12 protein-coding genes and 2 tRNA genes are annotated in these 13,383 nt (G+C 57.5%); 4 read left to right on the forward strand and 10 right to left on the reverse strand.

The annotated features are described in order from the left end of the window. Positions 1-3: 3 nt before the first annotated feature. From G5287_RS17170 to G5287_RS17205, 8 genes are all read right to left on the reverse strand, one after another. Positions 4-558, reverse strand: coding sequence for a DUF3332 domain-containing protein (locus G5287_RS17170; RefSeq protein WP_421231606.1), 555 nt, complete (start codon positions 556-558; stop codon positions 4-6). A 180-nt stretch (positions 559-738) separates the two neighbouring features. Then, positions 739-2,040, reverse strand: coding sequence for a methyl-accepting chemotaxis protein (locus G5287_RS17175; protein ID WP_421231607.1), 1,302 nt, complete (start codon positions 2,038-2,040; stop codon positions 739-741). Positions 2,041-2,131: 91 nt separating this feature from the next. Next, positions 2,132-2,611, reverse strand: coding sequence for a GNAT family N-acetyltransferase (locus G5287_RS17180; RefSeq protein WP_421231608.1), 480 nt, complete (start codon positions 2,609-2,611; stop codon positions 2,132-2,134). Between the two features lie 97 nt (positions 2,612-2,708). Continuing rightward, on the reverse strand, positions 2,709-3,152 hold the full coding sequence (locus G5287_RS17185) for a DoxX family protein (RefSeq protein WP_158112124.1): 444 nt from the start codon (positions 3,150-3,152) through the stop codon (positions 2,709-2,711). Continuing rightward, positions 3,149-3,901 carry a DNA-binding domain-containing protein gene (locus G5287_RS17190; RefSeq protein ID WP_216953114.1) on the reverse strand — a complete coding sequence of 251 codons (753 nt, stop codon included), beginning with the start codon at positions 3,899-3,901 and terminating at the stop codon, positions 3,149-3,151. The genes G5287_RS17185 and G5287_RS17190 overlap by 4 nt, the downstream gene beginning before the upstream one ends. Beyond that, entirely contained in the window at positions 3,894-4,742 is an 849-nt protein-coding gene (locus G5287_RS17195) for a DUF692 domain-containing protein (RefSeq protein ID WP_227342163.1), read from the reverse strand. The genes G5287_RS17190 and G5287_RS17195 overlap by 8 nt, the downstream gene beginning before the upstream one ends. Positions 4,743-4,814: 72 nt before the next feature. Beyond that, positions 4,815-5,078, reverse strand: coding sequence for a DUF2282 domain-containing protein (locus G5287_RS17200; protein WP_005334862.1), 264 nt, complete (start codon positions 5,076-5,078; stop codon positions 4,815-4,817). A gap of 425 nt (positions 5,079-5,503) precedes the next feature. Further along, on the reverse strand, positions 5,504-5,704 hold the full coding sequence (locus tag G5287_RS17205; RefSeq protein WP_005334863.1) for a YbfA family protein: 201 nt from the start codon (positions 5,702-5,704) through the stop codon (positions 5,504-5,506). A 213-nt stretch (positions 5,705-5,917) separates the two neighbouring features. Between G5287_RS17205 and G5287_RS17210 the strand changes: the two genes are divergently transcribed. Then, on the forward strand, positions 5,918-6,205 hold the full coding sequence (locus G5287_RS17210) for a hypothetical protein (RefSeq protein WP_421231609.1): 288 nt from the start codon (positions 5,918-5,920) through the stop codon (positions 6,203-6,205). Positions 6,206-6,259: 54 nt separating this feature from the next. Here G5287_RS17210 and G5287_RS17215 read toward each other — a convergent pair. Together G5287_RS17215 and G5287_RS17220 are read right to left on the reverse strand one after the other, a co-directional pair. Beyond that, positions 6,260-6,333 (reverse strand) — tRNA-Cys (locus tag G5287_RS17215). 57 nt (positions 6,334-6,390) lie between these two features. Continuing rightward, positions 6,391-6,466 (reverse strand) — tRNA-Gly (locus G5287_RS17220). Between the two features lie 249 nt (positions 6,467-6,715). Here G5287_RS17220 and G5287_RS17225 point away from each other — a divergent pair. The 3 genes from G5287_RS17225 (at position 6,716) to G5287_RS17235 (ending at position 13,356) form a co-directional block, all read left to right on the forward strand. Beyond that, complete coding sequence (locus G5287_RS17225) at positions 6,716-10,153, forward strand: ATP-binding protein (RefSeq protein ID WP_041202730.1); 3,438 nt, start codon at positions 6,716-6,718, stop codon at positions 10,151-10,153. A gap of 415 nt (positions 10,154-10,568) precedes the next feature. Further along, on the forward strand, positions 10,569-12,254 hold the full coding sequence (locus tag G5287_RS17230) for an ABC transporter substrate-binding protein (protein WP_069554043.1): 1,686 nt from the start codon (positions 10,569-10,571) through the stop codon (positions 12,252-12,254). A gap of 118 nt (positions 12,255-12,372) precedes the next feature. Then, positions 12,373-13,356, forward strand: a complete 984-nt coding sequence (locus G5287_RS17235) for an ABC transporter permease (protein ID WP_005353818.1) — start codon at positions 12,373-12,375, stop codon at positions 13,354-13,356. Positions 13,357-13,383 lie beyond the last annotated feature (27 nt).

Consider the following 13,383-nt stretch of genomic DNA (forward strand, 5'->3'; position numbering starts at 1 on the left):
TGATCAAGCCGCCGTGCGGGCGTTCTCGCTCATCTGCTCCAGCTCTGACCGGGTCAGGGTAGAAACAAACTTGCCATCAAAATAGATATCCATCAGCTCACCACGCTTTTCGCCACGCATCATGCTGCGGCGACCATCCAGATAGTGCACCTCCATCTGGGCGGTATGCTCGTCCGGGTAGCTGATCTCCACCTCGCGTACCCCTTGCGGCAGCATGGCCAGCGGCACCGTCTTGAGGGCCGGATCCAGATGCTGGTTCACCTTGATCACCGGATCGGCTTTCATGTCCACCACAGCCGGAGATTTGCCGGTGATGGGGTTCTTGCCAGACCAGAACTCGATGGTATTGAAGACGAACAGGTCAGCGGTCGCGGCCAGACCGTAGACAGGGGAGAGCAGCATAAAGACCCCGGCACGAGCGTAGCGGTTATCCACCACGCTCAGGTTGCCCTTGGTGACCATGCCGGAAAGCCCCATCTGCCCCATACAGCCGCCCAGACCCATGCTCGCGACCATAACCAGCAGGGCCATTGCCCGCCCCTTCTGTTGTAATGCCATCTTGTTCTGTTCCTGCTCTGAAATAAATGAGGCGGCAAGCCTAATCAAGGGGCCAGAAGAGGACAATTCACAATGGCGGGACGATACAGGAGGGGTTCAGATTGGCGTACCAAGTGAGCAATAAATAAGCACCGATGGAATAATCATCCATTCGGTGCCTCGTTCAACAACCAATAACCGTCAGGAGCCGATGGCCAGATTGGAGACTGTCTCGGTCACATTGATGGCGCCCTGCTCGATCTGTGACATCACGCCACTCACCTCGCCGATCTGCTCCTTGCCACGCTGGGCACTGGTGGCCACCTCATTGATGTTGCCGGTGATCTGGGCCGTCAGTTCGCGGTTTTTCTGAACCACGCTGGCGATCTCGCCGGTCGAGAGGGAGGTGCGCGCAGCCAGCTGACGTACTTCGTCGGCCACCACCGCAAAACCGCGCCCCTGATCGCCGGCCCGGGCTGCCTCAATGGCGGCGTTAAGGGCCAGCAGATTGGTCTGCTCGGCAATACTGCTGATGGTAGATACGATGGCTTCAATGCTTTTCGACTGCTCATTGAGCTGGCCAATCAGACCGGAAGTGCGGCTCACCTGTTCGGAAATGGCGCTGGAGATGGCAACCGATGCCGCCAGCAGTTCAGACCCGGTTTCGGCAAAGCGGGTGGTCTCCTGCGAAATGGTCTGGGCTATGTTGGCCGCCTCGCTCACTGCCTGGGAGCGCTTGATCCGCTCTGTCACCTCACTGGCAAACTTGATCACCTTGACCACCTTGCCGCTCTCATCCTTGATGGGGTTGTAGGTAGCCTCCAGCCAGATCTCGTTGCCGTGGCTGTCACGACGACTGAACAGCCCCGACTTGAGCTGGCCGTGGGCCAGATCGTCCCAGAAGTGAGGTTGCTCGTGATAGAAGCTCTCATCGCAAAACAGCCTGTGATGCTGCCCCTTGAGCTGCGAAAGGGAGTAACCGACGCAGGAGAGGAAATTCTGATTGGCCGTCACAATCTCCCCCTTGGGGGTGAACTCGATAATGGCGAGTGCCCGATCGAGTGCCGAGATGATCGCTTTCTGACGACTCAACTGCTGATAACTCTCGGTGATATCGGAGGCTATCTTGACGACCCTGACCACCTTGCCCTCAACCTTGACCGGGAAGTAGGTAGCCTCCAGCCACAACTCCCTGCCATGTTTGTCAATGCGCTGGTAGATGCCACTGTGGGAATGCCCCTGACGCAACTGTTCCCAAAACTGGGCATAGGAGGATGACTGGGCGTAGTGGGCATCACAAAAGATCCGGTGGTGTTTACCAATCACCTCCTGCTCGCTATAGCCCACCACACTCAGAAACAGCGGGTTCGTCTCGAGGATCTCGCCACTTGGTGTGAAACTGATGGTAGCGACACCGACTTTTACTGCATCAATAAATGCCTGGGCCTGGGCCAACTGCATTTGACACGCTTGTAATTCCGCTTTGAGTTTGAAGTTGAACATCTTGCCCTGCCCCTCTGTTACCTGTTTACAACTACATCACATCTGCATGAACTTTAGACGAGAAAGCAGAGGGATAACGGGGTCCCATCGATTAAGGTGCCAGATCCCACTCCAGATAGGCCGGATTGGCGACAAAGCCGATCCGCTCATAGAGTGGACGCCCCTGCTCGCTGGCATGGAGCCACACCTTTCCCAGCTGACGCGATCTGGCAAAGGCCGTTATGGCATCGAGCAGCGCCGTGGCGATCCCCTGCTGGCGCCATTGTGTCCGCGTATACATGTTGAGCAGATCCCCCTCCATCCCCGCCAGATTGCCGGGATAGGGCGGCCGTTCAAACAATGCCAGCGTCCCTGCCGCCACGATCTGTTTGCCGCCCTCCTGCGTATCGGCCTCAGCCAGCCAGGATAGAGCCCTCTCTTCACTCATCGCCCGGGTAAAGTAGTCAAGGGTGGCCTGCCACAAGGCCGGGTCTGCCTGCGGCGTCACCAACTCACCGACCTCACAAAACAGCTCCATGCGCAGCGCCACCAGTGTGGGAATATCTGCGGCCCTTGCCTGACGAATGATCATTGGCTGCTCCTTTTCTCTCATGGGAAATTTCGCCGGCCGTCATTATGACAAAGAGCGCCTTGTGGCGCTCTTTGTCATTGGGGAAATCACTGATAAATCAATGGCTGCGACGTGTCAGCCAGTGATCCAGGCTCAGCACACCGCCGCCCCAGATGATAAGGATCAGCAGCATCCAGCCCCACAGCTGGTGATCGTAAAAGCCACCCGCCCAGAGGGTCGGGTAGGAGATCACCGCCATGATATTGAAGCCAAACAGCAGCAAGGCGGCCGGGCGAGTAAAAAGCCCCGCCAGCAGGAAGAGCGGCAACAGCAGCTCGGTCGCCGTACCCAGATAAGCAGCCCACAACCAGGGCAGCAGGGGCACCTGATACTCGGATTCAAACAGATAGAGGGTGGAATCCCACGCCGTCAGCTTGAGCCAGCCTGAAGTGATAAAAACCGAGGCGACCCAAAGCCGCGCCAACAACAGCACACCAGCACTGCTCCAGCGCGGCAAATCACCACTCGAGCTGGCCAGCGCCAGCCATTTGTTTGCCATCATGGCATTACCTCCATATCCACCAGCAGACCAAGGGTTATCAGGCGAGTGAGATGTTCACTGGCCGCAGGGTCGGCCGCAAGCAGATCGACCAGCGCCGTACCAGCGAGACAATCCTGTAGCAGCGCCCACTCACCCGCCGTCAGGGGCAAGGGGGCAACCCGGCAATCCGGCTGTTTCTTCAGTGCCAACCAGACGGGGGCATCAAGTACCTCCACCGCTTCACCACAGTGCAGCGCCATCTGCCACAGGGCCAGCACCGGATAATCGCTGGCAACCAGCAGCAGATCCGTGGCTGGCAACAGCCGCAGCCGCTCCCATTGTTGCGGCGATAATGCGGCCAGACGCTCGGCTGGCCAGCAGCGTGATTCCAGCGGCAGCAGACTGGCACGCTCAAGCTGCCATTCGAACTGAGCCAGCGCCTCCAGCCAGGGCAGCCCGGTTGTAGTCGGCAAGCGGGCCAACCATTGGCCAAATCCGGCGCCATAATGCATGACGCTCCCTTCCCTGAGCGGCTCGGCCAATACGAAGCCACGGGCCGCCGCTGCAAAAAAGTCATCCCCGACCATAGCCTTGACGGCGGGATAACTGCTCGCCAGCACCTCGCCAAGGCTCAGGATGAAGTGGTTGCGATAGACCTGCAGCACAGATTCGGCAGAAAAGAGCCGGGAGCTGATGTGAGGGGAAATGGCGTCAGGCGCCCCCAGCAGACCATCGGCAAAGTGCTGTTGCAGCTGTGCCAGTTCAGCCATGGGCCACCTCCCGTGGTGCACTCATGGCACGCGCCTCATCCAGAATGGCGCCGGCCTTCGCCGCCTCTGCCAGCAAGACCGGCAGCGGCGGGATCTCGAGGTCCCACTCAATCAGGGTGGGAATGGCCTGCTTGCGGCAGATCTGGCGATAGAGTTCCCAGACCGGCTCCACCACAGGGGCGCTGTGGGTATCGATATAGAGGGAGCCTTCCGGCAGCAGCTTCTCGGTATAACCGGCCAGATGGATCTCCCCGACGGTGGCGAGATCGATCGCCGCCAGATACTCATCGCAAGAGAAACCGTGGTTAAAGGCACTGACATAGAGATTGTTGAGATCGAGCAGGATGCCGCACTCGCTGCGCTGCTGCAGCTCGGCCAGAAATTCCCACTCGCTCATCTCCCCGGGCAGTTGCAGATAGGAGGAGGGGTTTTCAATCAACATGCGGCAACCCAGGGTCTGTTGTACCTGCTGGATCTTGTCGCTCATGTTGCGCAGAGAGGCGCGGTTATAGGGCACCGGCAGCAGATCGTTGAAGTAACGCCCGCCAATGCTGCCCCAGCTGAGATGTTCGGAGATCCGTACCGGTTTGATCGCCGCAGCCAGTGTCGACAACTGCTGCAGATGGTGCGGATCGAGCGGATCGGCAGAACCGAGGGACATGCCAACGCCGTGAAGACTGACGGGGTAGTGTTGCGCCAGCTCGGCGAGCACCTGAAAACCCTGGCTGTGCCGTTCGAAGTAATTTTCACTATGCACCTCCAGCCAACCGACTGCCGGCAGGGTTTGCCGGATCTCATCGTAATGGGGAGTGCGTAATCCGATACCAATCAAAGGGTTCATCGCAAGACTCGCTTTCGCCAACCAGAGAAGATGCAGGGAGCGACCCATTGGCCATCCCCTGCCCGATGTCTCTTACTTGGGTTGCAGCGAACCGCCGACCAGCTTCTCGCACAGCCCTTTGGGCATCACCACAAAGGCATCACCCTGAGCATCTTCCTTGGCGGTACCGGCGCAGGAGCTGCTCTTGGTCGCACAGTCATTTTTGCTGGCCTTGACCACGCCGTAGCACTTCTCCTTTTCATCGGCAGCCATGGCTGGCGCCGCGATAAATTGGGCGCCCAGCGCCAGCAGACCGGTCATGGCGGAGGCGATAGCAGTGCTTTTTTTAACATTCATGTTCATGTTCCTTTTGATGTCGTTGGATGTTGCTGATATCCCCGATTTGTCGCAACCGGGTACCTGCAATAGAACCGGCAAACGGGATATTCCCTTTCAAAAAAAAACACCAAAAGAGTTAAAAAACCCAAAGGCAAACACTCAATCAATTGATTTTAAACAGCTATTTCATCATTGAAAATTTCTTGCCGACCACCATTTTATGAACAAAAAAGAGTGCCGTTTGATGCTTTCATCCCGTTAATCTTCTTCACTGCTTCCATCAAAAGAGATGCGTCAGACATAAAAAAGCACCGCCAACAGGCAGGGCTGGATGCAACTTGCAAGAAACAAACAACAAACAAATGGGGACCAGGAGTTGCGGCAAGCAGATAAAAAAAGAGACAGCTTTGGCTGTCTCTTTTTGCACATGGTGCGAATGGGGTTTAGTAGAAGATCCGCTCGCCACGCTCGCTCATTTTGAGCCACACCGGTTTGGTGCTGGTTTTGTTCCAGATCCGGTGCAAATAGCTGTAGAAGCGGGCACGATCGCTGCGAAACAGCATCACGGGGAAAGCCAGAATGCCCACCAGCAATACATAAATGCGACGAAGAATAATCTGAGTCAGGGAAAAGGGATGAAACATGATGTAACTCCTTACTGGTAAGACCACTGAGCAAAGATTACCCCACTCCATGTAGGATTACTACATCACCAACGCATTTTTTTTATAAAAAAATGGTGAAAAACGGGAAATACTGAAAACGGGTTACGTCATTAACCAACAGTTAACAAACTTGCAAAAATCGTGCGCTTTGCCACAGTTATCAGGGGAAAAACATGCAGTAGGGAGACACGCATGAAACTGCCGGAAGTGGCACTGCTGGTGCTGATGGTTGCCCTGACACGGGCACAACTGGAGGAGTGGCAACTGAATCGGGAAGATGCCATCGTGCTGGCCGAACGGGGCGTGCCCACGGTCAGCCTGTGGCAATGCGGCACACTGAAGCAACGGATTGCGGATCTCAACCAGCACAGTGCCGAGGTGCAGTTTCAATATCGGGGGCAAAAAATGGCGGATGTGAGCCACTATCTCGAGCGCGAGTGGAAACAGGCTGGCTGCGAACAGTTACTGGTACAGCAATGATACTGACCAAGGCTCAGACTCGAAGAGTGGTGATTGAGATAAACAGAGAGAATATGGAGGCACGTTCCGGAGTCGAACCGGACTAAACGGATTTGCAATCCGCTGCATAACCGCTTTGCTAACGCGCCATGCTGACAAGACTGATTGTCTTGAAAGTGAGTTCCATCGTTGGTGCGATGGAAAATTGGAGCGGGAAACGAGACTCGAACTCGCGACCCCGACCTTGGCAAGGTCGTGCTCTACCAACTGAGCTATTCCCGCGTTACTGCTTTCGTGCCAGTTGCCTGACAACGAGGCGCATTATACGTACCACGAGCGCCAGCACAACCCCTTTTTCGCAATTTAAGCCCTGATGCAAACTGTTTGCTCAGGGTTTAAACGCCTTGCTGCATTTTTCTCCAGCCAGCTGTGACCCACCAAGCGAATTTGGGATAAAGTCGTTGAAATGATTACGCTTTCGTTCGAGACTTGAGCGGCTTAATAACCGGATTCTCAATTGAAAATCACAAGATGAAATGGATCTTCACGCTTCGTGGGCTCAGGCCGCAGTTAATGCTGGCTTTTTTCATGTTGGGCATGGTGCCCTTTTTGGTCATCACCCTCTTCTTCCTATACAGCCACGGCAAGGATCTCACCACCCAGACCTCCAACCATCTGGTCTCCGTCCGTAATATCAAGAAGAGTCAGCTCGAGGATTACTTCAACAACCTCAAAGAGCAGATCATCAACTTCTCCCAGCAGGATTTTGCCGGCAACAGTATCGGCCGTTTCTATGGCTTTACCGGCGCCTTCGAGAAGTTGGGCACCACACCGCAGGAGGCCCGCAGCCGTGCTCAGGCCCGCTATCTGCCCGGCTCCTGGGATCAACTGCGCAAACCGGACAGTCAGGTGGAGATCGAACCCTCCATCACGGCACTTATCCTCGCCGACGAGATGTATGGCCGGGTGCACCAGCGCTTTCATCGCGGCTATGCCGACATGGTGCGCAAGTCCAACTACAGCGACATCTTTCTGGTGGACCTCAACGGTGATGTGGTCTATTCGGTCACCAAGCACCCTAACTTTGCCACCAATCTGCTCTCCGGACCTTATCAGGGCAGTGGCTTGGGCCAGACCTTCGCCAAGATCAAACGCCGCCTCGATGGCGGCCAGAAACCGCAGCAGATCTTCGAGTTCACCGATTTTGGCCGCAACGAGCTGACCGGGCAGGTGGTCGCCTACATGGCGGCACCCGTGATGCAATACGACTATGTGCGCGGTGTGGTGATTTTCGAGCTGCTGCCGGACAAGCTCAACCAGATCATGGCGGAGCGGGAGGGGCTGGGCGAGACCGGCGAGACCATCCTCATCGGCCCTGACAAGCGGATGCGCGCCGATGCCTGGCTGGCACCGGAGTTCAGCGTCGAGAACAGCTTCAGCCCCAACTTCCGTCCACTGCAAACGCCCCTCATCACCAAGACGCTCTCCGGCGAGCAGGGGGTCGGGCTGTTCCACTCCTATCAGGATGACGAGGTGCTGGCCGCCTACACCCAGGTGAAGGTGTTCGACACCGAGTGGGCCTTTATCGCCGAGATCTCAACCCGGGAAGCCTATGCCCCGATCCGCCAGCTGGAAACTCTGGTGATTGTGCTGGGGGCTGGCTCGGTACTGCTGCTGATCCTCTTCTCCCGCTGGCTCTCCCACTCCATCACGGCGCCGCTGCGATCCCTGACCGAAGCAGCCGAGCAGGTGGCCGACGGTGCGCTGGATCACCCCATCGCCATCGAGCGCACCGGCGATGATATCGACCGGCTGGCCGAGGCGTTTCGCCATATGCAGCGCTCGGTGAAGGACAAGATCGAACTCATCGAGCAGCAGACCCAGGAGCTGCAACAGCAGGTCAAGCTGACCCACAAGCAGAACCTCAGCCTGCAGCAGGCGGACAAGCTCAAGGATGAACTGCTGGCCAACACCTCCCACGAGCTGCGTACCCCCATTCACGGCATCAAGGGGATGGCCGAGTCCATGCTCGCCAGCCAGCAGGATTTGACCGAAGGGCAGCAAAAACAGCTCGGCCTCATCATCAAGAGCGCCGACGGCCTGGCCCGTCTGGTTGACGATCTGCTGGACTACCACCAGATGCGCTACGGCCAGCTGGAGATCCACTCACAACCCGTCTCATCAAAAGGGGTGATCCGGCTGGTGCTGGATCTCTGCCAGCATCTTGTGCAGGCCAAACCCCTCACTCTGGTGGATATCAGCCCGGCCGAACTGCCGCCGGTGCTGGCCGACGAGCAGCGGCTCGAACAGGTGCTCTACAACCTGGTGGGTAACGCCATCAAGTACACGCCGCAGGGCAAGGTGGTGCTCAGTGCCATCGTCGAGAACAACTTCCTGCGCATCAAGGTCACCGACACCGGCATCGGCATTGCCCCCGATCATCTGGAACACATCTTCGAGCCGCTGGTGCAGATGAGCCCGGAGGTAAGCAAGCAGGGGGCCGGCCTTGGTCTCTCCATCACCCGCCAGCTGGTGCACCTGATGGGGGGCGAGCTGTTTGTCGAGAGCGAGCCGAGCGTTGGCTCTACCTTCGCCTTTACCCTGCCCCTTGCCACCGGCAAAGCGGCCAATCTGACTCTCGACAGCCGCCAGATCGAGCATCAGCTGGTGCGCCAGCAACCGCTGATCCTGCCGGACTGGGAGAGCGACGATCTGCCCCCTCCCCCCGAGGATGCTCCGCTCATTCTGGTGGTGGATGACGAGCCCATCAACCTGCACATCCTGCGCCATCTGTTGCAACCCTGCGGCTACCGCATCCTGCCCAGCAGTGACGGCCACGATGCGCTGGCCAAGTTGGCTGAGGAGCCGGTGGACCTCATCCTGCTCGATGTGATGATGCCGACCCTTTCCGGTTTTGACGTCTGCCGCCGCCTGCGCCAGCAGCACCCGAAAGATATGCTGCCGGTGCTGCTGCTCACCGCCCTTAACCAACCCAAGGATATCGAGGAGGGCTTCGGGGCCGGAGCCAACGACTATCTGGTCAAACCCTTCTGCAAGGAGGAGCTGTTTGCCCGGGTCAAGGCGCTGCTGGAAGCCAAGGCCGGACGCGCCTCGCTGGTAGAGAACCGGCTATTGAAGCAGGAGATCGAACATCGCCTCACCCTGCAGGATCGACTGCATCAGGATCAGCAGCGCCTGCTGGCCCTGCTCGGCGAAGGGGCCGACCCCATGATCTTTATCGACGAGCAGGGCACAGTGCTGTTTGCCTCCCGGGTGATGGCACGCCTGCTGGGTCAGGAGCCGGAAGCCATGGAGGGGCAGCCCCTCAATGAGTGGCTCGCCACCCCGCTGCAACAGCAGTGGCCCGACCTTGCCAGCGAACGGGAACACAATCTGGAATTTCTGGTGGCCGGGCAAAAAGATGTACTCAACGCCCGTGCCCTGCCCATCGCGCTCGGAGGACAGGCCGCTTTCGCCCTCACTCTGAGTACCGAGCTGCGTCAGGATGAGAACCGGGTAATGGCGCTGGAGAACGCCCTCAAGAACCTCTCGCGGCAAGCTATCATCGAAGATGAACAGCTGCTGGGCGAGCTGAGCCGCCTGGGTGGCGAGTTCCGTTCGCTGGCCGACGACCTCATTCGCCAGCAGGATGACGAGCCGCTGCGCCGGGCGCTGGTAGAGACCATGCAGCTAACCCTGGATGCCTGGCAGCAGGGGACCGGCAAGGGCAAAATCGTGCTGGCAGAGAAGAGCAAGCTGTGGCGGGTCTATATGGACAGATCCAGCCCACAGACCCGCACCCTCGACAAATACCTGAGTCTGGACACCCTCCCCAAGTCACCACGCTGGAAGACGGTGGTGGCCACCACCGAGTATGTGCTGGGCCACTGCCCGCTCAATGACCACCAGCGCCAGCAGTTGCAGCACAGCGCACAGACCCTGCGTCAACTCGCCAACCGCAAACCGTGACACGGCGCCCTAAACGGGCGCCGGATCACAATTGGCAATCTGGTTTCTTTTTATGCAAAACAAAGCCCCGCACAACCCCGAAACCGAGAGCAGATCCAATTCACAAATTTGTCATATACGCCATTTTCACAGCCACTTTTTACGCGAGAGCAAATAACGCAAATCAATGATTTTAAACAAATAAAAAATCATTTTGACGAGATTGACGTAACACCGTCAATTTTTACGAAAACAACGAAATCAATAGTTGTTGTTTTCCTGTTAATTCTGGTTTGCTTAGGGCGTTGGAAAACAGAACGACAAAGGTTAGACACCTGACCAACACAGAGGGCCGATTTCATCAGCATGCGAAACCGGTGCTCACACAAAACAAGGCGAACCCTCGGGAATGCCAAAAAATAAGAAAGGAAAACATATGCTTGCCAAAGTATCCAAAATCTCTACCGCTGTAATGCTGGGAACCATGATGCTTGCCGGTGCCGCCGGTAACGCCATGGCCGCAGAAAACAAAACCGTGCTGACCATGGTCGCACAGCAGGAAACCGCCTGGGTCAAGAACTTCAACCCCTTCCTGCAAGCGGGCTTGCTGCACACCACCCGTCACTTCATCTATGAACCGCTGGTGATCTTCAACGATATGCAAGGGGGCAAACCCGTCTATCGTCTGGCCACCAACTATGCGTTCAGCGATGACCTGAAATCCGTCACCTTCGATCTGCGTGACGGCGTGAAGTGGTCTGACGGCGAAGCCTTTGATGCCGATGACATCATCTTCTCCTTCAATCTGGTCAAGGCCAACAAGGCGCTGGATGAGCGCTCAATCTGGACCCAGATCAAGAGCGTCGAGAAGCTGGCCCCCAACAAGGTCAAATTCGACCTGACCGAGGTCAACACCAACGTGGTGAACGATCTGGTGCTGGTACCTATAGTGCCGGAGCATCAGTGGAAATCGGTGAAAGATCCGGTTGCCTTCACCAACGACAAGCCGGTTGGTACTGGCCCCTTCACCGAAGTGGACAACTTCTCCGCCCAGCTCTACACCCAGTGCCGCAACCCGCACTATTGGGATAACGCCAACCTCGCTATCGACTGTATCCGCATGCCGCAGATGGCCACCAACGACCAGGTGCTGGCGGCTGTCATGAAGGGTGACATCGACTGGTTCGGCTCCTTCGTGCCGGATATCGAGCGCCTCTACGTCGGCAACGATCCGAAGAACAACAAATACTGGTTCCCGGCCTCCGGTACCGTGGCGTTCAACGTCAACTTCCAGACCAAGAACCCGGGCAATAACGAAGCCTTCAACGACATCAACTTCCGCCGCGCCTTCTCCATGGCGATGGACCGCCAGTCCATGGTGGATATCGCAGGCTACGGCTACCCCACCGTCAACGAGTACCCGTCAGGTCTGGGCAAAGCCTTTGACTCCTGGAACAACCCGGAAGTGGATAAGAAGTACGGCAAGTACAACAAGTTCGATCTGGAAGGGGCCAAGGCCCTGCTGAAAGAGGCAGGCTACAAAGATTGTGACGGCGACAAGTTCCTCGACACCCCGAGCTGCAAAAAGATCGAGTTCAAGGTTCTGGTGCCGAACGGCTGGACCGACTGGGTCAACACAGTACAGATCGGTGTAGAAGGGCTGCAGGCACTGGGCCTGAACGCCAAGACCGCCACCCCGGAAGCAACCGTCTGGACCGAGAACCTGATCACCGGTGACTTCGATGTCGCCCTGCAGGGTTACTTTGCCGGTGCCAACCCGCACAAGTACTTCGAGACTGCATTCCACTCCCGCAACATGGGTGAGCGCGGCAACCGCTTCGCCGCACCCCGTTACAAGGATCCCGAGCTCGACAAGCTGATCGATGACTTCACCCAGACCGCCGATGCGGCCAAGCAGAAGGAGATCATGTTCGCCATCCAGGATCGTGTTGGTGCCAACCAGACCATCATTCCGGTCTTCAACAACCCGACCTGGTATGAGTACAGCACCAAGCGCTTCAACGGCTGGTTCAGCGCTGATAACCCGGTAGCCAAACCTCAGCTCCACCCGGACACCCCTGAGCGTCTGCTGCACGTGTTGTCCCTCAAGCCAAACAGCTAAACAATCCCGGCCCCCTGCGGGGGGCCATCTTCCCCGTTAATCCCCTTCTTGCCCGGCTTTGCCGGGGTTGGGGTAGCTATACCCGACGCGGGGCAGACTTGCAGTAAAAGGTACTATCATGGGATTCATACTGAGACGCTTTTCCTTCTATCTGGTTGCCTTTCTGGTAGCCGCCACCATCAACTTCCTGTTACCCCGTGCCATGCCAGGGGATCCTGTCTCCGTGATGTTTGCCCGCGCTGGCGCCATGATGGAACCCGCCGCCCTGGAAGCCCTCAAAGCCACCTTCGGCTTTGTCGACGGCCCCATCGGCACCCAGTTTCTCACCTATGTGAAGAGTGTCTTCACCTGGGATCTCGGCACCTCGGTGCGCTTCTACCCGCAGCAGGTCTCTGACGTGCTGGGCCGTGCCATCGGCTGGACCCTGTTTCTGGTCGGCACCTCCACCATCCTGAGCTTCTCCATCGGTTCCATCGTCGGCATCTTCGCCGCCTGGTATCGCGGCGGCCGGATGGACAGCATTCTCTCCCCGCTCACCCTGGTGATGCAGGCCATTCCGCCTGTGGTGGTCTCCCTGCTCGCCCTGTTCCTGTTCGGAGTCAGCCTCGAGTGGCTGCCCATCGGCTACGCCTACAGCCCGGAGATCAAGGCTGACTGGGGCTGGGAGCACATCAAGAGCATCATGACTCACGCCATCATGCCGGTGCTGACCCTGGCCGTGGTACAGGTGGGGGGCTTTCTCATCACCATGCGCAACAACATGATCAACCTGCTGGGCGAGGATTACATCACCATGGCCAAGGCCAAGGGGCTCTCCAGCAACCGGGTGATCTTCAACTACGGTGCACGCAACGCCATTCTGCCCAGCGTCACCGCCCTCTCCATGGCGCTCGGTTTCGTCATCGGTGGCTCTCTCATCACCGAGGTGATCTTCAACTACCCCGGCCTGGGCCTGACCCTCTATCAGGGCATTCTGGCCCGCGACTACCCGCTCATTCAGGGGCAGCTGCTCATCATGACCATCACCATGCTCAGCTTCAACTTCCTGGCCGACGTGCTCTACGTCTTCCTGGATCCCCGTCTGCGTACAGGAGGCAAATAAGATGCGTATGCCGACCATGCTCAAAAT

This window comes from Aeromonas sp. 603079, from assembly GCF_049172135.1.
Lineage (GTDB): Bacteria > Pseudomonadota > Gammaproteobacteria > Enterobacterales > Aeromonadaceae > Aeromonas > Aeromonas veronii.